Raw genomic sequence first — 18,982 nt, 5'->3', positions numbered from 1 at the left:
GATGACGATCCCTCTCTGGGAACGACACCCCGGAGTCGGGGTGTGGCCGTGGCCTTTGGTGGGGGTGTGATCAGGTGGTTCGCGCGACCCCGGTGGAGCCGCGCACGAGAAGTTGCGTCGGCAGCTCACGGCGCGTGTTGCGTACGCCGTCGGGCTGCAGAAGCAGGGCGAGCAGCAGGTCGACAGCCGCCCGCCCAGCCTGTTCCTTGGTGACCGACACAGTGGTGAGTGCCGGGGAGGACATCACCGACATCTGGATGTTGTCGATGCCGATCACACTGATGTCCCGCGGTACGTCCACGCCACGGTCCCGTAGCCGGCTGAGCAGGCCGAGGGCCATGACGTCGTTGTAGGCGATAACTGAGGTGGCGCCGGAGGCGACGACGAGGTCCGCCGCGGCGACCCCGCCCTCGAAGTAGGGCGGGAAGTGACCGACCACGAACAGCTCCATGCCGGCGGCGCTGGCCGCCGTACGGAGGGCACGCAGCCGGTCCCGGTTGGACCAGGAGGTCCGTGGCCCGCCGACCCAGGCGACCCGGTGGTGGCCGAGCGCCTGGAGATGGGCGATGGCCTGGCGAATGCCGTCCACGCTGTCGAACACGACGGACGGAATGGCGCCGAAGCGGCGGTTGACCATGACCAGTGTGGTGTGTTCGGTCAGGTCGCGGATCTCCTCCTCGCGCCCTCGGGGAGAGCAGAGGATGAGCCCGTCCACCTGCTTGGCCAGGGCGTGGACCAGCCCGACCTCAGCGGCGGGGTCCTCGTCGGTGTCGGCGAGGAAGACCGCGTAGTCCGCCTCCCGTGCCCGCGCCTGCACCCCCTTCACCACGCTGGGGAAGAAGGGGTTGGTCAGGTCGGGCACGATCAGCCCCAGGTTCCCGGTACGGCCCGTGATGAGGCCTCGGGCTGCCCGGTTCGGTGCGTAACCGAGTCGCTGAGCCGCTCGCAGGACCCGTTCCCGAGTCACGGCGTTGACCATCTCCGGCGTCGACAGCGCTCTGGACACGGTCGACGCGGAGACACCCGCTTCACGGGCCACCTCTCGGATCGTTGCTCGCACGGCTCACCTCCTCGGCTGTGGCGTGCCTCGCAGTCTGAAACCGATTGCAGTCGAATGTCAATACCTGGGTGCGTAAGGATTTCATAAAGCCGAAAGAGCTGCCTCTTGTCTCGGGACAGGGTCGGTGCAATCCTTTGCAGGACTGTTCCGCCCTAGCCGACGAGGAGAGTTGCGTGGCCCAGCTGCGTCTGCATCCCGACCGAGCCCTGCCAGCCGGAGACGACATCCGTGCCGTCGCCCGCCGGATCTACCAGTCCACCCGGGGGCTGCCGCTGCTGTGCATGCACGGGCACGTGGACGCGGTGGTGTTCGCCGAGGACCAGCGGTTCTCGGACCCGGCGCAGCTGCTGGTGGTACCCGACCACTACGTCACGCGCATGCTCGTGTCGCAGGGCGTACCGCTGGCGGACCTCGGCGTACCCCGCATCGACGGCGGCGAGGTCGAGGCCGACCCCCGCCAGATCTGGCGGCGGTTCTGCGCCCACTGGCACCTCTTCCGCGGCACCCCCAGCCGGTACTGGCTGGAGCATGAGATCGTCGAGGTTCTCAAGATCGACGTGGCCCCCGGCCCGGACACCGCCGACACGCTCTACGACCTCATCGAGGCGCGGCTCGCGGAGCCGGCCTTCCGGCCCCGCGCGCTGCTCGACGCCTTCAACATCGAGCTGATCTCCACGACCGATCCGGCCACCTCGGCGCTGGCCGACCACGCCCGGCTTCGGGCCGACGGGCTGGGCGCGCGCGTGGTCCCCACGTTCCGCCCCGACGCGCTGACCCACGTCAAGTCCGCCGGCTGGACCCAGCGGGTACGCCAGCTGCAAGAACTGTCGGGAGTCGACACCGGGGACTACGACGGCTTCATCGCGGCCCTGCGGAGCCGACGAGAGGCCTTCGCCCAGGCCGGGGCTCGAGCCACCGACCATGGTCACCTCACCGCCGCCGCCGAGCCCCTGTCGGACGCCGAGGCGAAGCGCATCTACGCGGCGGCCTGCCGCGGCGACGCGAGCGACGACGAGGCCGCCGCGTTCGCCGGCCACATGCTCTTCGAGATGGCCCGGATGTCCCGGGACGACGGTCTCGTCATGCAGATCCACCCCGGCGTACTCCGGGACCACGACACCGCCATCCACCACGCCTTCGGCTCCGACCGTGGATTCGACATCCCGATCGCCACCGAGTTCACCCGGGCGCTGCGACCGATGCTCAACACCTTCGGGCGTGACCCGAACTTCCGGCTGATCCTGTTCACTGTCGACGAAACGGTCTACTCGCGGGAACTGGCCCCACTCGCCGGCGTCTACCCGGCCGTCCGGCTCGGCGCGCCCTGGTGGTTCCTCGACAGCCCGGACGGAATGCGCCGGTTCCGCGAACTCGTCACCGAGACGGCCGGCTTCTACAACACCTCCGGCTTCGTCGACGACACCCGCGCCTTCCTCTCCATCCCGGCCCGCCATGACCTCGCCCGGCGGATCGACGCCGGCTACCTGGCCCGCCTGGTCATCGAGCACCGGCTCGCCGAGGACGAGGCCATCGAGACGGCGATCGACCTGGCGTACCGCCTGCCGCAGCAGGCGTACCGGCCGTCCACTGCCGGCAGCCACGCCTCACCGACCGCCGGGTAGGCCGTCGCCTGAGGCGGACGGGTCCCTGCCGTACGCGGCGCGGCCCTGCGCGACCTCACAATGCGGCGACGGCGGCCTCGCTAAAGCGAGGCCGCCGTCGCCGCCGCACCCTCACCGTTCGGTACGGTCCTCGATCTCGGTGCCGGACTCCTCGGGGCGGGCCCCGATCGCCTGCTCTGCGGCGCGGCTGCCGGTGCTCTCGTCACCCAGGTTGAGGTCGCTACGGGGCATGCCCTCCACGCCGGAAACCGTGCCGGTGCCGCCAGGTGGGCCGGCGGTGCGAGAGTCCCCGGTACGGCCCCGCGTCACGCCGCGGTCGTCGACGCTCCGGTGCGCGGTCTCGCCGGGCAGGTGGTCGGCTCGGGATTTCGCCACGCGCTTGATGTCGTCGCTCATGTCGCCTCCCGTGTGGTGGCTGCCGAACTGATCGGCAGCGCCGGTCAGTGGTCGGTGCCCGAACCTTCCGGTTTCGGCGTACTCGCTCGGAACGCCGCCGTCTGGGCGGCCGGGCCACCGGCGGACTCACGTCGCCCCACCCCCTGGCCGTGGTACACGCCCTCGTTCGTGCCGGGATCGCCCGGATCGGCCAGGCTGGTGTCGATCGGCTCGCCTGTCGGCTTGGCCAGGCCGGCCCGGCGCAGCGCGGCGACCAGGTCGTCGTGGGGCATCCGGTCGCTGTCCGGGATTCCGGCGGCGTACGCGATGGCCCGCAGCGTCACCAGGTCTTCATCCACGAAAGAATCGGCCATGCCGGTGCCTTCCCCGACCTCGGCACGGGAAACCCGTTGGCGGCGGTTGGGTGCTCGACCAATCGGGTGCCGACGGGGCCCGCGGGACGGGACGGCCCGGGTCAGGCCGGCAGGACCGCGGCCGGGCCGGTCGAGTCGCGCACAACCAGGGTGTGACCGGTGGGCCGGCGGCGCGGGCGGGTCGTGCGCGGCTGGAGAGCGAGGGCCAGCGCCATCCGCCCCATCTGCGTCATCGGCAGGCGCACCGTGGTGAGGCTCGGCGCGAGGTCGGCGGCGACCGACACGTCGTCGAAACCGGCCACCGACATCCGTTCGGGCACCGGAATGCGGTTGGCCCGCAGGATGGACAGCACACCGATCGCCATCGCGTCGTTGAGCGCGATGATCGCCGTGCTCTCCGGATGCTCGCGCAGGATCCGCTCGGCCGCGACCCGGCCACCGTCGCGGGTGAAGTCGCTGTGCACGACGGGCAACTCGTCGAGGGAGAGCCCGTGTTCGGTGAGCGCGGCGGCGACCCCGGCGAGCCGGTCGGCCACCGTGGTCAGTCCGGGGGTCCCGGCGGCGACGGCGATCCGCCGGTGGCCGAGTTCCAGCAGGTGCGCGCCGACCGCGCGGCCGCCGGGCTCGTTGCCGGGCAGAACCGCGTCCGCGCCCAGGGCGTGCCGGCCGATGACCGCGACCCGGCCGCCGGCGCGCTGGAACCCGGCCAGCTCGGCGCGCGCCTCGGCCTCCACGCGCTGGTCGGTGTAGCCGGACCCGGCGATCAGGATGATGCCGACCCGCTGGGCGATGAGGTGGTGCAGCTGGCGCAGCTCGTTTCCCGGGTCGCGGCCGGAGTGGGCGATCTGGACCAGCAGCCCTTCCTCGGCGGCCACCTCGATGACGCCGCTGGCGATCTCGGAGAAGTAGGGATCGTCGATCTGGTGGACGATCAGGCCGACCGTGGAGCTGACGCCGCCGGCGAGGGTGCGGGCGTACGGGTTGGCGACGTAGCCGAGCTCGCGGGAGACTCGCCGGACGCGGTCGGCCACCTCTTCGCTGACGCCCTCGCGGCCGGCCAGGGCACGCGAGGCGGTCGCCAGCGAGACACCGGCGCGTTCCGCCACGTCGACGAGGCGCACCCGTGGACCGGGTCTGGGCATCCGCAACTCCTGGGGAAGCATTGATCCGCGCCGGGCTCTTGCCTGTGGCGCAAGGCACAGCATAGGGTACGAAAGCGCTTTCGTAAGCGCTTTCGTACCCGTGACACCGGCCATCTGTCCCGTCCAGACGTACCCATAGTCAGCGACCCGAGCAGGGTTCCGCACACGTCACGTAAGCGCTTCCGTCAGCGACCAGCATCGCAACGACGAATGGAGCACCTCCGATGAGAAGAACCAGACGGGCAGCGGTCGCGGCCACCGCCCTACTGGGTCTGGCCCTGAGTGCGGGGGCGAGCCCGGCCCAGGCTGACCGACCCGGTCCGCACGACGTCCACCCGGCACTGTGGTCGCACCTGGTCGCCTTCTACGACTTCGACCACCCGGCGCCCGACGACCCCGCGCTGGAACGCGACCTGGGCCGCTCCGGGACCGACATCGAACTGATCAACGGCGGCGCGGCCATGCGGGTGCCCGACCAGGCGTACGAGGGCAGCGGCAACGCGTTGCAGACCCGGCAGGTCAACCCGGAGGTCGCCGGCAACGACGACTGGAAGGCCGGGATCTGGTCGTCCAGCGGCGTCCCGACGCTGCGCGCGTTCAACAACGCGCAGGGCGCGACGGTGATGGGCTGGTTCAACCGCGAGATGGACGGTCCGGCGCTCAACTCCACCACCGCGAACCCGACCGACCGCTTCAACGCCATCGGCCTGGCCGGTGTGCTGACCGGCGACTCGGACGGGCACGCCGTACGGGCCCTGCTGGAACTCATCGACGTCAACGGCGAGCTGCGCCTGGTCGCCCTGGGTCGGCGCCTCGACGGTGGCGCCTCGCAGACGTTCGCCGCGAGTGAGGACTGGCGGACCCTGCTGCCCAAGGGGGAGTGGGTGCACCTCGCCGCCACCTACGACTTCACCAACGGAACCATGGCGCTCTACCGCAACGGCGAACCGGTCGACGGCTTCTACACCGTCGCCGGCGACCCGTGGAAGGTGTCCGGGCCCGGCCCGCACGCCACCAGCGCCACCGATCCGCGCGGCATCAAGATCGGCGGAAGCTTCCCGCAGAACACCTTGGAACGCAACCCGTGCGACTGCCGCATGGACGGCCTCATGTTCCTCGACAGCGTGATCCCGGCGCGCGACATCGCCAAGCAGTACCGCTACATGACCGACTGACCGTTGCTCGGACCGTCCCACCTACAAGGAGAATCCGCGTGTTCATTCGCGCTGGCAGAACCGGCAGGCTCCGCAGAGCCGCACTGACCGCCGGGGTCACCGCCGCCACCCTCGTCCTGTCCACTCTGGTCGCGGGGCCCGCCCAGGCCGCCGGGGCCGTCTACGACCCCATCCGCGAGACGCCGACCCAGTCCCGGCTCGGGCTGGTGCTGCAGGAGTTCACCAGCTTCCCCCAGTCGGAACCGAACCCGGCCCCGACCGACCAGCGGCTGATGCGCAAGGCCCGGATCAACACGATCACAGAGCTGCCCGACGGCTCCGGCCGCCGGGCGGTGCCGGACCTGAACGGCAACCTGTACCTGGTCGAGAACGGCGTGCCGCACGTCTACCTGGACGTGGCGTCGACGTTCGCGCCGCAGTTCTTCTCCGGCCGCGGCCTCGGCCAGGGCTTCGGGTACGTCGCGTTCCACCCCGACTTCAAGCGCAACGGCCGCTTCTACACCATCCACACCGAACAGGCGTCGCTCGCCACCAGGACGCCGGACTACGCCCAGCCGAACACCATCTACCAGGGCGTCATCAACGAGTGGACGGCGACCGACCCGGCCGCGGACACGTTCTCCGGCACCCACCGGGAGCTGCTGCGCATCGGCTTCGGCGGCCAGGTCCACGGCATCCAGGAGATCAACTTCAACCCGACAGCGAAGTCGGGCGACAGCGACTATGGGCTGCTCTACCTGGCGGTTGGCGACGGCGGCGTGGGCGTACGCAACACCGACCCGCAGAACATGGCGATGCCGCACGGCAAGCTGCTGCGTATCGACCCGCAGGGCACCAACGCGCCCAACGGCCGGTACGGCATCCCGGCGGACAACCCGTTCGTCGGGCAGGCCGGCGCGGTGGGCGAAGTCTACGCGGTGGGCTTCCGTGACCCGCACCGCTTCAGCTGGGACCGGGCCACCGGCCGGATGTTCCTCGGCCACATCGGCGAGCACGCCGTCGAGTCGATCTACGAGGTGCGGGCCGGGGACAACTTCGGCTGGAGCGAGCGCGAGGGCTCGTGGGTCTTCGACAAGACGTCTACCAAGCCCTGCGACAAGCTCTACCCGCTGCCGGCCGACGACGCGAAGTACGGCTACATCTACCCGGTGGCCGCGTACGACCACGACCCGGCCCCGGGCTGGAACTGCACCTCGGACGTCGGCGTCGCGGTGGCCGGCGGTTTCGTCTACCGCGGGCACACGCTGCCGGCCCTGATCGGCAAGTACGTCTTCGGTGACCTCGTCGAGGGCCGGATCATGTACACCGAGGCGGACGAGATGCAGCGCGGTGCCGGGCTCGCCACCATCCACCAGCTCGCCCTGTACACCACCGCCGGCGACCTGGTGCGGATGCGGGACCTGTCCGGCCCGGGCGCGCCGGGTGACCCGAACCGGGTCGACCTGCGTTTCGGCACCGACGCGGCCGGTGAGCTCTACATCCTCGCCAAGGCCAACGGGAAGATCTGGAAGGTGGTCGGCACGAGGACGGTGGCGGACGGCGACGTGGGCAAGACCAAGGTCGTCCACACCGGTGGTGCGGACAACTGGACGCCGGTGACCCCGTCGAAGTGGCAGTTCGACGGCGACGAGGTGATCCTCGCCGAGGCCGGCGTGAGCCGTCCCGGCCCGCGCCGGCCGTTCGAGTACGCCATCCTCAACAAGGGCCCGGCGGCCTGGTCGTCGGTGCAGATCGACGCGCGGGTGCGCCTCGACACGCCGGTGGAGGTCACCAACCGGGACGTGATCATCGTCTTCGGCTGGCAGTCGGACACGCAGTACTACTACGCGCACCTGTCCACCGACAACACGATCTACCCGCACAACGGCATCTTCAAGGTCAACAACGCCGACCGGGAACGGATCGACCAGCAGTGGAACGGGCGTTCCCGCGGCGCCAACCCGGCGATCGTCGACACCGACTGGCACAAGGTGCGAGTCGTGCACCTGCCCGCCACCGGTGAGATCGCCGTCTACGTCGACGGGCACCGGGATCCGCTGCTGACCGCGAAGGACACCACCTTCACCTCCGGTCGGGTGGGCTTCGGCTCGTTCGACAACATCGGCCGCACCCGTCTGTTCACGGTGACGGGCAGCCCGGCCTGACGAACCATCCGGCAGGGGCGGCGGCCGGTGCCGCCGTCCCTGCCCGGCGCACCGGCGCCGTCCTGGGTCAACGACACCTGCCATCCACACTCCAGGTGGTCGACGTGCTACCAAACAGGAGAAGAACATGCGTCGCATCAATCGCAGACAGGGCACGCTGGTTGCCCTGGCGCTGGCCGGCGTGGCCGCGCTGATGGCTTGGCTCGCCCATCCCGCAGGGGCCGGACCGGCCGACAACAGTCCCGTCGCCCGCTACAACGGCAACATCTCGGTCTACGGTGTCTGCCGTGGCGTCGACCCGTCCTGCTATCACGACTGGAATACCCCGTTCAAGAAGAACCAGACGCCTCGCGCGCTCGTGTACACCGCCACCGGCGTGTCCCGGCACGCTCACCTCGGGCCGTTGCTCAAACCCGGAATGAATCCGCCGTTGACCGCGGCGAACGCCGCACAGAACGCGATGATCCGATGGGGGAACGAGTTCGGATTCCGCGTTGACTGGACCGAGGACGTCAACGAGATCACCACCGCCCGGCTGCGCAACTACAACACCGTGATCTTCCTCAGCAACTCGCGCACCATCCTCGATGACGCAGCACAAACCGCCCTCATGCAGTACGTCCGCTCCGGCGGCGGTTTCGTCGCGATCCACAACACGCTCGGTGCCATGTATCACTGGCCGTGGTTCCAGGGCCTGCTGGGCGGTGCGAACTTCTACGACCACGGCGCGCACCGCGACGGTGAGGTGGAGGTGCTCAACACACGGGATGTGTCCACCAGCACCCTGCCGAAGCGCTTCGACTTCAAGGACGAGTGGTACAACCTGGAGCCGTTCCCGTCGTTCGTCAACTTCCTCGCCGCAGCGGACGAGTCGACCATGCCCGGGGGTGCGACCGGCAGCAACGGGCACCCCGGCCACGGTGACTTCCATCCGGTGTCCTGGTGCCAGTACTACGACGGTGGCCGCTCGTGGGTGACGAGCCTTGGACACGACGTCGCGGCCTGGAACGACGACCCGCTAACCGGAAAGGAGTACTTCAAGGAGCACGTGGTCAACGGCATCCTCAGCACGATGGGAGTCAAGCCGTTCTGCCAGAAGTAATGAGCAAACGGCGGGGCATCGCACGCTGGTGTGACGCCCCGCCGCCCTGCGCTCGCCGCCGCCGGTCAGCGGGTTAGCCGCTGGGCCATGATGCCGCCGGCCTCGAACAGCCACATCGCAGGGTCGCTCAGCGCGGCCGTGACCGACCCGGCAAGCTCGACCAGCGAGAGCGCAGCCGACACCGAACCGGGCACCGGGCCGGTCACCTGGCCGGCGACGACGCCGACGCGTAGCGTATCCCGTCCGGCTTGCTCGAAAAGCGAGCCGACCACCTTGCCGGTCAGCGAGGTCTCGTCGAACCGCCCCTCACCGGTGAGTACCACGTCCGCGTCGGCGAGCGCGTCAACCAGACCGACCAGCGCGGCGATCGTCGGGGCGCCCGGCGCGATCCGGGCGCCCCACAGGGCCGCCAGACCGTACGCGGTGCCGCCGGCCGCGCCGGCGCCCGGCTGGTCGGGGTCACCGTCGGTCAGCGCGGCGAACCGGCGCATCGCCACATCCAACAGCGTCACGTCGTCCGGTCCGGCACCCTTCTGCGGGCCGTACACCGCGGCGGCCCCGGCCGGCCCGGTCAGCGGCGCGGTCACGTCGACCAGCAGGTGCGTCCCGCCCGGCGGTGGTGGGAGTAGTTCGGTGGCGTCGATCTCGGCCAGGTCGGCGAGCGCGGCGCCGCCGAGCGGCAGGTCCCGGCCCTGGGCGTCGCGCAGCCGTAGCCCCAGCGCGCGCAACGCGCCGGTGCCGCCGTCGGTCGACGCCGAACCGCCGAGGCCGACGACGAGGCGGATGGCGCCGGCGTCGAGGGCGGCCCCCGCGACCGCGCCGAGCCCGTACGTGTGCGCGCCGAGCGGATCCGGGGCGGCCATCAGCGGCAGGCCGCTGGACTGGGCGAGCTCCAGCACGGCCGTGCCGTCGGGCAGCCGCAGCCAGGCGGCGGCGACCGTGTTGCCGTCGGGTCCGGGCACGGCCACCGTGCGGCGTTCGGCCGCGGGCAGGGCGGCGGCGAAGGCGTCGACTGTTCCTTCGCCGCCGTCGGCCATGGGGAGCAGCCGTACGTCGTCACCGGGCCGGCGGGCGAGCCAGCCGTCCGCCAGGGCCCGGGCGGCGTCGTGGGCGCTCAGGCTGCCTTTGAACGAGTCCGGTGCGACAACGACCCGCATCAGTCGGCCAGCACGAGCTGGACGTAGCGCTCCTTCATGGTGGCGAGGACCTCGTCCGGGTCGGTCGCCCAGACCTCGGCGTTGAAGATCTCCACCTCGGTGTCGCCGGTGTATCCGGCCTGCTCGACCGCCCGCCGCAACGGCGGGAAGTCGATGTGACCATCGCCCATCATGCCCCGGCCGAGCAGCACGTCGGCCGGCAGCGGAGTGAGGAAGTCGCACACCTGGAAGCTGGCGATGCGGGCACCGGCGCGGGCGATCTGCCGCCATACGTCCGGGTCCCACCAGATGTGGAAGGTGTCGACCACGACGCCGACCTGTTCGACCGGGAACCGCTCGGCGAGGTCGAGCGCCTGCCCCAGGGTCGACAGGACGGCCCGGTCGGCGCAGTACATCGGGTGCAGGGGTTCCAGGGCCAGCCGTACGCCGCGTTCGCCCGCGTACGGGGCCAGTTCGGCGAGCGCGTCGGTCACCCGCTGCCGGGCGCCGCGCAGGTCGCGGGAGCCGGGCGGCAGACCGCCGACCACCATGACCAGGCAGTCCGTGCCCAGGCCGGCGGCCTCGTCGACGGCGCGCCGGTTGTCGACCAGCGCGGCGCGGCCGGCCTCGCCGTCGGCGGTGAGGAAGCCGCCACGGCACAGCGACGACACCCGTAGCCCGGCGTCGGCGACGAGTTTCGCGGCGGCGGCCACCCCGATCTCGGCCACCGGTTCGCGCCACAGGCCGATCGCCGGGATGCCGGCGCGGACGCAGCCCTCGACGGCCTCGCGGACCGACCAGGACTCGGTGGTGCGTTGGTTGAGGGACAGTTTCGCCAGGCGGGGGTCGACGGCGCTCACGCGCTCACCCCGGCGACCGACAGGTACCGGCGCATCCGGTCGACGGCCAGGTCGGGGTCGAGGAGCAGGCCGGCGGTGTCGGCGAGGCGGAACGCCCGCACCAGATGCGGCACGCTGCGCCCGCTGTGCAGCCCGCCCACCATGGTGAACCCGGGCTGGGAGCCGTTGAGCCAGGCCAGGAACGCGATACCCGTCTTGTAGTACTGCGTCGGCGGGGCGAAGACGTGCCGGGACAGCGGCACGGTCGGGTCGAGGATGTCCCGGAAGCCCGCGGTGTCGCCGGCGTCGAGGCGTTGCAGGGCCGCCGAGGCCGCGGGGGCGATGGCCGCGAACGCGCCGAGCAGGGCGTGGCTGAACTGCCGGCCGTCGCCGGCGATCAGCTCCGGGTAGTGGTAGTCGTCGCCGGTGTAGACCCGGACGGTGGCCGGGAGCAGTTCGCGCAACCGGACCTCCCGTTCGGCGTCGAGCAGCGACACCTTCACCCCGTCGATGACGTCGGCGTGGGCCGCCACCAGCGACACGAACGTCTTGGTCGCCGCGTCGAGGTCGGTCGAACCCCAGTAGCCGGTGAGGGCCGGGTCGAACATGTCGCCGAGCCAGTGCAGCACCACCGGCGCCGTCGTGTCGGACAGCACCTGGTTGTAGACGCGCAGGTAGTCGTCCGGGCCGGTGGCCAGCGCGGCGAGCTGGCGGCTCGCCATGACGACCGCGGTGGCGCCGCACTCCTGCACGAACGCGACCTGCTCGGCGTACGCGGTGACGACGTCGTCGAGGGTGTCGGGCACACCGTTGAGCTGGTCGGTGGCCGCCCCGGCGACGATGCGTCCGCCGCAGGCGGCGGCCTCGGCGGCGCTGCGCCGGACCAGTTCCCGGGTGGCGGCCCAGTCCAGCCCCATCCCGCGCTGGGCGGTGTCCATCGCCTCGGCGACGCCGAGTCCCCAGGACCACAGGTTGCGCCGCACGTCCAGGGTGGCGTCCCAGTCCAGCCGGGCGGGTTGGCCGGGGGCGTTGTCGGCGTACGGGTCGGCGACCACGTGCGCCGCGGCGTACGCGATCCGGCTGGCCGGCGGGCCGGCCGGCCGCTGCCAGCCGGCCGGCTCCCGCAGGGTCAGCACCTCGCTGCCGCCGCCGGGGGTGGGCAGGGTGATCCGGGCGGTCACAGGCTGATCTCCTCGATCTCGATCCGCCGTCCCTCCCGGGCCGAGCGCAGCCCGGCCTCGGCGAGCTGCACGCCGCGGGCGCCGGCCAGGAAGTCCCACGGGAACGGCTCGTCGTCGACGACGTGGCGCAGGAACGCCTCCCACTGGACCTTGAACCCGTTGTCGAAGTCCTCGTTGTCGGGGACGGTCTGCCACTGGCCGCGGAAGTTCTCGGTGGCGGGCAGGTCCGGGTTCCACACCGGCATCGGGGTGGCGCCCCGGTGCTGGATGCGGCATTCGCGCAGCCCGGCCACGGCGCTGCCGTGGGTGCCGTCGACCTGGAACTCGACCAGCTCGTCCCGGTACACGCGCACGGCCCAGGAGGAGTTGAGCTGCGCGGTGATGCCGCCGGCCAGCTCGAAGATGCCGTACGCGGCGTCGTCGGCGGTGGCCTGGTAGGTCTGGCCGTTCTCGTCGACCCGCTCGGGGATGTGGGTGGCGATGTGCGCGGTCACCGCGGTGACCGGAGCGAAGATCTGCTCCAGCACGTAGTGCCAGTGCGGGAACATGTCGACGACGATGCCGCCGCCGTGCTCGGCACGGTAGTTCCAGCTCGGCCGTTGGGCGGTCTGCCAGTCACCCTCGAACACCCAGTAGCCGAATTCGCCGCGTACGGACAGGATCCGGCCGAAGAAGCCGCCGTCGACCAGCCGCTTGAGCTTGCGCAGGCCGGGCAGGAACAGCTTGTCCTGCACGACGCCGTTCTTGATGCCCTTGGCGGCGGCGAGCCGGGCCAGTTCCAGGGAGCCCGTCAGCCCCTCGGCGAGCGGCTTCTCGGTATACACGTGCTTGCCCGCGTCGATCGCCGCGCGGATGGCCTTCTCCCGCTGGGCGGTGACCTGCGCGTCGAAGTAGATCTGGTGGGAGTCGTCGGCGAGCGCGGCGTCCAGGTCGGTCGTGTACGACGTGAGGCCATGCCGAGCGGCGATCTCGGCGAGCTTGGCCTCGTTGCGGCCCACCAGGGTCAACTCGGGCCAGATGCGGCTGCCGTCGCGGGCGGGCAGGCCGCCCTGCTCGCGGATGGCGAGCAGGGACCGGACGAGATGCTGGCGGTAGCCCATCCGTCCGGTCACGCCGTTGAGGATGATCCCGATAGACGTGCGCTCCACGTGTGTTTCCTTCCCAGGTCCGGTGTTATTCGGCGGTCGTCGTCGCACCGAGCAGGTTTCGGATGCGTCCCGTGGCGCGCGCGAACTCCGGCTCCGACATCGTCGGGCCGTATTCACGCTCGACGGGGAGGTCGACGTCGATGACCTCGGCGACGGTGCCGGGTCGAGGGGTCATGACGATCACCCGGTTGGCCAGGTATACCGCCTCGGCGATGGAGTGGGTGACCAGCAGGACGGTGGTGCCGGTCTCCCGCCAGATCCGCCGCAGCTCGACGTTCATCTGCTCGCGGGTGAGGGCGTCCAGGGCCCCGAACGGTTCGTCCATGAGCAGGACCGGGGGGCGGTGCAGCAGCGCGCGGCACAGGGCCACCCGCTGCTGCATCCCGCCGGACAGTTCGTTCGGGTACGCGTCCTCGAAGCCGGTCAGACCGGTCATCGCGATCAGCTCGTCGACCCGCTGGCGTGCCTCGGCCCGGGGCATGCGACGCATCTCCGCCTGCAGCAGGATGTTGCGCCGGGCGGTGCGCCACTCGAGCAGGGCGGCGCGCTGGAAGACGTACCCGATGTCGCGCCGCGGCCCCCGCACGTCCTCGCCGTGCAGGCGGACCTGGCCGGACGACGGCCGCAGCAGGCCGGACACCAACTTCAGCAGCGTCGACTTGCCGCAGCCGGAGGCGCCGACGATCGAGACGAACTCACCTGGCTCGATCCGCAGCGAGACGTCGCGCAGCGCGGTGACGTCCTTCTTCTTGGTACGGAAGCGGACCGCGACCTGGTCGATCTCGACCGCGGCGCCGGTCGCCGTGGCGTCCGTGGACCGCTGCGTGGTGGTGTTGCCGGCCGTCATCGGGTTCATCCCTTCGGCGCGAAGCTCGCGTCCCAGTAGGTCGACGGCGACTCCGCCTTGGTGATCACGCCGGCGTCGGCGAAGACGGTGATGGTCTTCGTCCAGTCGGCCTCGTCGTTGACGCCGGGGGCCTGTCCCTTGGTGGCGTCGGTGTGCAGGAGTTGCACCGTGGCGCTGAACTGGTCGGTGAGGACCTTCTCCGACGGCAGCTGCTGGGAGGCGCCCGCCATCGCCGCGACGGCGCCGCCCGCGTCCTTCTCGGCGGCGGACCACGCCTCACTGGTGGCCGCGACCATCCGCTTGACCAGGTCCTGCTTGTCCTTGATGGTGTCGGTGGAGGCGATCAGGCCGTTGCTGAAGAAGGTCAGGCCGTTGTCGGCGAACTTGAGATAGGAGACCGGCTTGCCGGCCTTCTCCTGCATCGTCGGGCCCTGGTCGGTGGCGAAGCCGAGCAGCGCATCGGTCTTGCCCGACATGACGGCGGCCATCTTGCCGGCCGGGTCGGTGTTCTGCAGGGTCACGTCACCCTCGCTGAGGCCGTTGGCCTTGAGGAACGCCGGGAAGGTCTTGCTCAGCGCGTCGCCGGCGGTGGAGGCGATGGTCTTGCCCTTGAGGTCGGCGGGGGAGTTGATGTTCTTGTCGCTGAAGAACTGCACCGACGACGGGGTGGTCTGCAGGAAGACGCCGACGCTCTTGACGTCCATGCCCTGGCTGACGGCGGAGAGCAGGGCGGGGGTGTCGGCCCAGCCGAAGTCGGTCTGCTTGGCGGCGGTCGCCTGGACGGTCTTCTGCGAGCCCTGGCCGGCCTGGATGGTCAGGTCGATGCCGTGCTTGGCGAAGATGCCCTGCTTCTTGCCGAAGTAGAACGGCGCGTGCTCGCCGTACGGGTACCAGTTGAGGGTGAGGGTGACCTTGTCCTGGCCCTGGGGGTTCTTGCTCTGCTTGTCCGAGGACGAGCCGCAGGCGGTGGTGGCCAGTAGGAGCGCCGGCACGAGCGCGGCGGCGAGGGTGCGCAACTTCATGGGGTGGGTCTCCTATTCAGAGCGACGTCGTAGCGGTGTCGGTACGGCGGCTGGCGTGCCATGGAAGGACGAGGTGCTCAAGCAGTTCCACGAGCACGAACAGGACGACGCCGAGCAGCGACATGATGAGCAGCCCGGCGAACAGCGTCGGGGTGTCGAGGTTCCCGTTGGCCTGCAGGATCACGTAGCCGAGGCCCTCGTTGGCACCGACGAACTCGCCCACCACGGCGCCGGTGACGGCCATCGTGGCGGCGACCTTGAGGCCGGCGAACAGGTGCGGCAGGGCGGCCGGGAAGCGGATCTTTATGAAGGTCTGGCCGGGGCCCGCGCCCATGGTCGCCGACAGTTGCAGCATCTCCGGGTCGATCGACTTGAGGCCGGTGACCGTGGAGATGACGATCGGGAAGAAGGCCATCAGCACCGCCACGACGACCTTCGGTGAGAGCCCGAAGCCGAGCCACACGATGAACAGCGGCGCGATCGCGATCTTCGGGATCACCTGGGCGAACAGCAGCAGTGGGTAGAGGCTCTTCTCGACCGTCGGGGAATAGACCATGACGACGGCGGACAGCACGCCGACCACGATCGCGATGGCGAAGCCCAGTACCGTCTCGTAACTGGTGATCCAGGTGTGGTGGGCGAAGTAGCTGGTCTGGCTGAGGACGACGTCCAGGGTCGCGCCCGGCGAGGGGACCAGGTAGGGCTTGACCAACTCCGCCGCGGTCACCGCCCACCAGACGACGAAGATCGCCGCGAGGACCGCGGCGGGGCGCCAGGCGCCCTGGACGAAGCGGAGCAGCCCCGCGCCGGCCGGATCCCGGCGACGGGCGACCGACGCGGGGGTGCGGGCCGCCGCGGTCGGCTCCGGTTGCTCGATGGTGCTCTGCGCGGCCATGACCCTCCGTTCTCCGTGGCTGGCCGGCGACTCCGGGAACCCAGCCGTTGAGTAGGCGCGTGCCGTCAGCAGGGCCGAACCCACCGGGAAACACCCCGGTGAGCCCACCCTGAATGCGCTTTCAGTAAGCGCTTTCAGGGTGCTACGGTAACCATGCCGAAATCTTCCGGTCAAGAAGTTCCGCAGGGGGAAGTCCATGCAGCCACGGACGCACGTGACGCTGGAGGACGTGGCCAGAGCCGCCGAGGTCTCACTCGCCACGGCCTCCCGAGCGCTCAACGGCATGCGGGTGACCCCACAGCTGCGGGACCGGGTGCTGGCGGCGGCGGAGCAGTTGGCGTACACGCCGAACGCGCACGCCCGCGCCCTGGCCGGGGCGTCGCACCGCACGGTCGGGGTGATCTGCCACGACGTCAGCGACCCGTACTTCGCCGCGATCGCCGGCGGAGTCATGCGGGTCGTCGGGGACAAGAACCTGCTGGTGATGCTGGCCAGCACGTTCCGTGACCCGGAGCGGGAAATCGCATACGTGTCGATGCTGCGTGCCGAGCGGGCGCTGGCCATCCTGCTCATCGGTTCCGGATTCGAGGACCCGCGCTGGGAGGGCGCGCTGGACGCCGAGCTGAAGCCCTACCTGGAGGGCGGGGGCCGGGTCGCCGTGGTCAGCCGGCACCGCAGCCTCAAGGTCGACAGCGTGCTGCCGGAGAACCGGGCCGGGGCGGCCGCCATGGCCCGCGCCCTGCTCGACCTGGGTCACCGCCGGTTCGCGGTGCTGGCCGGGCCGCCGGCGCTGACCACCGTCGTCGACCGGCTGGGCGGCTTCCGCGACGAGCTGAAGAAGGCCGGCGTGCCGCTGGCCCCGACCGACATCGTGGAGGGCCCGTTCACCCGCGACGGCGGCTACGGCGCGATGACCGAGCTGCTCGCCCGCGGGCTGACCGCCACCTGCGTGTTCGCGCTGACCGACGTGATGGCCATCGGCGCCTGCGCGGCGCTGCGCGACCACGGGCTGTCCGTCCCGCACGACGTGTCCGTCGCCGGCTTCGACGACATCCCGATCGTCCGCGACCTCACCCCGCCGCTGACCACCGTCGCGCTGCCGCTGCAGCAGATCGGGGAGAAGGCAATGGAGCTGGCGCTCACCGACAACACCGGGCGGAACCGCCGCCGGATCCTGAGGATGGGCGGCGAGGTGGTCCTCCGGGCCAGCACCGCCGAGCTGAACTGACGGAGGACATCGTGAATTCTCTCGCCGCTGACCTGGCCGGGCTGGCCATCGACTCGGTGCGGACGTATGCCGTCGCCCTACCCACCGTGCGCTCGTTCGGGGTGTCCGGCGGGTCGGTCGCCGTCGCCGGCCAGCCCAGCATCCGGGTGCTGGTCAAGGTCACCGCCGACGGGCTGACCGGCTGGGGCGAGGCCACCCCGATCCCGGCCTGGACGTATGAGACCGCCGAGTCGATCGTCACCACCATCGACCGGTACCTGGCCCCGGCCGTCCTCGGCCGCCCGGCCTGGGACCTCGACGGGGTGACCACCGCCTTCGACCGCGCGGTCAACCGGGGCTTCACCATCGGCGCGCCGCTGGCCAAGTGCGCCGTCGACGTCGCGCTGCACGACCTGCTCGGCCGGGCGCTCGGCGTGCCCGTCGGCGTGCTGTGGGGGCAGCGCCGCCGGAACACGATCGAGCTGGGCTGGATCGTGTCCGGGCAGACCGCCGCCGAGGTGGCCGACGCGGTAGCCGAGGGACACGCCCTCGGCTACCGGGCGTTCAAGGTGAAGATCGGCCTGCACAGCGAGGCCGAGGACGTCGCCGTGGTGCGGGCGGTCCGCGAGGCCGCGCCGCAGGGCGCGCTGTGGGTCGACGCCAACCAGGCGTACACCGTGGACGCCGCGCTGCGGATGGCCCGGCGGCTGGCCGACCTCGACGTCACCGCGTTCGAGCAGCCGCTGCCGGCCAACGACGTCGCCGGACTGCGCCGCCTGCGGGAGGCGTCGCCGGTTCCGGTCGCGCTCGACGAGAGCCTGCGCCACCCGAGCGACCTGGCCACCTTCGTCAAGCTCGACGCGGTGGACGTGGCCATCGCCAAGGTGCAGCGCAGCGGCGGGTTGACGCTGTCGCGGCGGCTCTGCGCCCTCGCGGAGGACGCCGGGGTGCGGCTGATGGGCTCCGGCCTCACCGACTCCGACCTCGGCCTGGCCGCCTCGCTGCACCTGTTCGCGGCGTACGGCATCGACACGCCGGTGGACCTCAACGGGCGGCAGTTCCTGGAGTCGTCATACGCCAGCGGGGCGACCGTCGAGATCAAGGACGGCGTCGCCCGGGTGCCGACCGGGCCAGGGCTCGGCGTGGACGTCGACGAGTCGGTGGTGCGGGAGCTCGCCGTCGACGTCCTCGCCCGGTAGACCATCCTGGCCGGGCGATCACAATGTCCCGGGGAGGATGCGGTATCAGGCCCGGTGACGGCGGTGGCGCAGCAGCGCGGGTGCGAGTGCGACGAGAGGCGGGACGCCAACCGCCACGACGACCCCCACCAGGTCATGTGCGCCGGCGCGGCGCGCGACCGTGGGATCCGACGCCAGGTACTCGATGCGCACCTCATCGTCGACGTCGGCGTCGCGGCCGAACCACGGCTGCTCGACCCACGCCTCAACCTGCCGCCCGTCGGCCAGATAGCTGACCCGCACCGAGCCCGGCCCCCGGACAGAGGTGTGCACGTCGATCACGCGCCCGACCGCGTACCGGTGATGGAGATCGAGCGCGACCTCGTCGCGGACGTAGATGCCCGCACCAACGCAGAAGCCGACCCCGGCGAGCACCGTGAACGCGAGCCAGCCGTACATCGCGAGTTGGAGCCGCCACACGGGCGGTGCCGGCGGTGCAGGCAGCCCGGACGGCCCCGGGGCCAGTCCGCGCCGG

The 18,982-nt window shown here is 71.1% G+C and carries 18 protein-coding genes; 6 read left to right on the top strand and 12 right to left on the bottom strand.

Features of this window, described 5'->3' with window-relative positions; genetic code table 11:
* Positions 1–70: 70 nt before the first annotated feature.
* A complete protein-coding gene (locus ACNAW0_RS12515) occupies positions 71–1,060 on the bottom strand; it encodes a LacI family DNA-binding transcriptional regulator (RefSeq protein WP_416287980.1) in 990 nt (329 codons plus the stop codon).
* A 173-nt stretch (positions 1,061–1,233) separates the two neighbouring features.
* On the opposite strand from ACNAW0_RS12515, the gene uxaC reads away from it, so the two are divergent.
* Positions 1,234–2,682 (top strand): glucuronate isomerase, encoded by a 1,449-nt coding sequence (gene uxaC / locus ACNAW0_RS12510; protein WP_416287979.1) that lies wholly within the window; start codon positions 1,234–1,236, stop codon positions 2,680–2,682.
* Between the two features lie 111 nt (positions 2,683–2,793).
* Here the strand turns inward: uxaC and ACNAW0_RS12505 are convergent, their stop codons facing one another.
* From ACNAW0_RS12505 to ACNAW0_RS12495, 3 genes are all read right to left on the bottom strand, one after another.
* Complete coding sequence (locus ACNAW0_RS12505) at positions 2,794–3,078, bottom strand: hypothetical protein (protein ID WP_416287978.1); 285 nt, start codon at positions 3,076–3,078, stop codon at positions 2,794–2,796.
* Between the two features lie 44 nt (positions 3,079–3,122).
* Positions 3,123–3,431, bottom strand: a complete 309-nt coding sequence (locus tag ACNAW0_RS12500; protein WP_416287977.1) for a hypothetical protein — start codon at positions 3,429–3,431, stop codon at positions 3,123–3,125.
* Between the two features lie 101 nt (positions 3,432–3,532).
* On the bottom strand, positions 3,533–4,573 hold the full coding sequence (locus tag ACNAW0_RS12495; protein WP_416287976.1) for a LacI family DNA-binding transcriptional regulator: 1,041 nt from the start codon (positions 4,571–4,573) through the stop codon (positions 3,533–3,535).
* Between the two features lie 224 nt (positions 4,574–4,797).
* Here ACNAW0_RS12495 and ACNAW0_RS12490 point away from each other — a divergent pair, with 224 nt between their 5' ends.
* The 3 genes from ACNAW0_RS12490 to ACNAW0_RS12480 all read left to right on the top strand — a co-directional run bounded on the left by ACNAW0_RS12490 (position 4,798) and on the right by ACNAW0_RS12480 (position 8,994).
* Positions 4,798–5,748 carry a LamG-like jellyroll fold domain-containing protein gene (locus ACNAW0_RS12490; protein WP_416287975.1) on the top strand — a complete coding sequence of 317 codons (951 nt, stop codon included), beginning with the start codon at positions 4,798–4,800 and terminating at the stop codon, positions 5,746–5,748.
* Between the two features lie 38 nt (positions 5,749–5,786).
* Entirely contained in the window at positions 5,787–7,892 is a 2,106-nt protein-coding gene (locus ACNAW0_RS12485; RefSeq protein ID WP_416287974.1) for a PQQ-dependent sugar dehydrogenase, read from the top strand.
* Positions 7,893–8,019: 127 nt separating this feature from the next.
* On the top strand, positions 8,020–8,994 hold the full coding sequence (locus ACNAW0_RS12480; RefSeq protein ID WP_416287973.1) for a ThuA domain-containing protein: 975 nt from the start codon (positions 8,020–8,022) through the stop codon (positions 8,992–8,994).
* Between the two features lie 65 nt (positions 8,995–9,059).
* Here ACNAW0_RS12480 and ACNAW0_RS12475 read toward each other — a convergent pair whose 3' ends face one another.
* Genes ACNAW0_RS12475 through ACNAW0_RS12445 form a run of 7 tightly spaced genes read right to left on the bottom strand, consistent with a single transcriptional unit; the run spans position 9,060 to position 16,062 of the window.
* Positions 9,060–10,151: a glycerate kinase gene (locus ACNAW0_RS12475; RefSeq protein WP_416287972.1), complete on the bottom strand. Its 1,092-nt coding sequence runs from the start codon at positions 10,149–10,151 to the stop codon at positions 9,060–9,062.
* The gene (locus ACNAW0_RS12470) at positions 10,151–10,990 is read right to left on the bottom strand and encodes a sugar phosphate isomerase/epimerase family protein (protein WP_416287971.1); all 840 of its coding nucleotides are present in this window, start codon (positions 10,988–10,990) and stop codon (positions 10,151–10,153) included. The genes ACNAW0_RS12475 and ACNAW0_RS12470 overlap by 1 nt, the downstream gene beginning before the upstream one ends.
* The gene (locus ACNAW0_RS12465) at positions 10,987–12,150 is read right to left on the bottom strand and encodes a dihydrodipicolinate synthase family protein (protein WP_416287970.1); all 1,164 of its coding nucleotides are present in this window, start codon (positions 12,148–12,150) and stop codon (positions 10,987–10,989) included. Before ACNAW0_RS12465 ends, ACNAW0_RS12470 begins: the two co-directional genes overlap by 4 nt.
* Positions 12,147–13,298, bottom strand: a complete 1,152-nt coding sequence (locus tag ACNAW0_RS12460; protein ID WP_416287969.1) for a Gfo/Idh/MocA family protein — start codon at positions 13,296–13,298, stop codon at positions 12,147–12,149. Before ACNAW0_RS12460 ends, ACNAW0_RS12465 begins: the two co-directional genes overlap by 4 nt.
* 25 nt (positions 13,299–13,323) lie before the next feature.
* Entirely contained in the window at positions 13,324–14,145 is an 822-nt protein-coding gene (locus ACNAW0_RS12455; protein WP_416287968.1) for an ABC transporter ATP-binding protein, read from the bottom strand.
* Positions 14,146–14,150: 5 nt separating this feature from the next.
* Complete coding sequence (locus ACNAW0_RS12450) at positions 14,151–15,167, bottom strand: ABC transporter substrate-binding protein (protein ID WP_416287967.1); 1,017 nt, start codon at positions 15,165–15,167, stop codon at positions 14,151–14,153.
* A 16-nt stretch (positions 15,168–15,183) separates the two neighbouring features.
* Positions 15,184–16,062 carry an ABC transporter permease gene (locus ACNAW0_RS12445; RefSeq protein ID WP_416287966.1) on the bottom strand — a complete coding sequence of 293 codons (879 nt, stop codon included), beginning with the start codon at positions 16,060–16,062 and terminating at the stop codon, positions 15,184–15,186.
* Between the two features lie 196 nt (positions 16,063–16,258).
* Here ACNAW0_RS12445 and ACNAW0_RS12440 point away from each other — a divergent pair, with 196 nt between their 5' ends.
* Both ACNAW0_RS12440 and ACNAW0_RS12435 read left to right on the top strand, forming a co-directional pair.
* Complete coding sequence (locus ACNAW0_RS12440) at positions 16,259–17,290, top strand: LacI family DNA-binding transcriptional regulator (RefSeq protein WP_416287965.1); 1,032 nt, start codon at positions 16,259–16,261, stop codon at positions 17,288–17,290.
* Positions 17,291–17,301: 11 nt separating this feature from the next.
* The gene (locus tag ACNAW0_RS12435) at positions 17,302–18,468 is read left to right on the top strand and encodes a mandelate racemase/muconate lactonizing enzyme family protein (protein ID WP_416287964.1); all 1,167 of its coding nucleotides are present in this window, start codon (positions 17,302–17,304) and stop codon (positions 18,466–18,468) included.
* A 45-nt stretch (positions 18,469–18,513) separates the two neighbouring features.
* Here the strand turns inward: ACNAW0_RS12435 and ACNAW0_RS12430 are convergent, their stop codons facing one another.
* Entirely contained in the window at positions 18,514–18,906 is a 393-nt protein-coding gene (locus ACNAW0_RS12430; protein ID WP_416287963.1) for a hypothetical protein, read from the bottom strand.
* Positions 18,907–18,982: the final 76 nt, after the last annotated feature.

Origin of the sequence: Micromonospora sp. SL1-18 (assembly GCF_047921505.1) — a bacterium.
GTDB lineage: Bacteria > Actinomycetota > Actinomycetes > Mycobacteriales > Micromonosporaceae > Micromonospora.
Note: the sequence above shows the minus strand (reverse complement) of the source record. Positions and strands in the feature narration are given on the sequence as shown.

What these genes read in the sequence shown, in the direction of transcription:
- ACNAW0_RS12505 (WP_416287978.1), bottom strand. Translation starts at nt 3,078, where the DNA reads ATGAGCGACGACATCAAGCGCGTGGCGAAATCCCGAGCCGACCACCTG.
- ACNAW0_RS12500 (WP_416287977.1), bottom strand. Translation starts at nt 3,431, where the DNA reads ATGGCCGATTCTTTCGTGGATGAAGACCTGGTGACGCTGCGGGCCATC.
- ACNAW0_RS12495 (WP_416287976.1), bottom strand. Translation starts at nt 4,573, where the DNA reads ATGCCCAGACCCGGTCCACGGGTGCGCCTCGTCGACGTGGCGGAACGC.
- ACNAW0_RS12490 (WP_416287975.1), top strand. Translation starts at nt 4,798, where the DNA reads ATGAGAAGAACCAGACGGGCAGCGGTCGCGGCCACCGCCCTACTGGGT.
- ACNAW0_RS12480 (WP_416287973.1), top strand. Translation starts at nt 8,020, where the DNA reads ATGCGTCGCATCAATCGCAGACAGGGCACGCTGGTTGCCCTGGCGCTG.
- ACNAW0_RS12475 (WP_416287972.1), bottom strand. Translation starts at nt 10,151, where the DNA reads ATGCGGGTCGTTGTCGCACCGGACTCGTTCAAAGGCAGCCTGAGCGCC.
- ACNAW0_RS12455 (WP_416287968.1), bottom strand. Translation starts at nt 14,145, where the DNA reads ATGACGGCCGGCAACACCACCACGCAGCGGTCCACGGACGCCACGGCG.
- ACNAW0_RS12450 (WP_416287967.1), bottom strand. Translation starts at nt 15,167, where the DNA reads ATGAAGTTGCGCACCCTCGCCGCCGCGCTCGTGCCGGCGCTCCTACTG.
- ACNAW0_RS12445 (WP_416287966.1), bottom strand. Translation starts at nt 16,062, where the DNA reads ATGGCCGCGCAGAGCACCATCGAGCAACCGGAGCCGACCGCGGCGGCC.
- ACNAW0_RS12440 (WP_416287965.1), top strand. Translation starts at nt 16,259, where the DNA reads ATGCAGCCACGGACGCACGTGACGCTGGAGGACGTGGCCAGAGCCGCC.
- ACNAW0_RS12430 (WP_416287963.1), bottom strand. Translation starts at nt 18,906, where the DNA reads ATGTACGGCTGGCTCGCGTTCACGGTGCTCGCCGGGGTCGGCTTCTGC.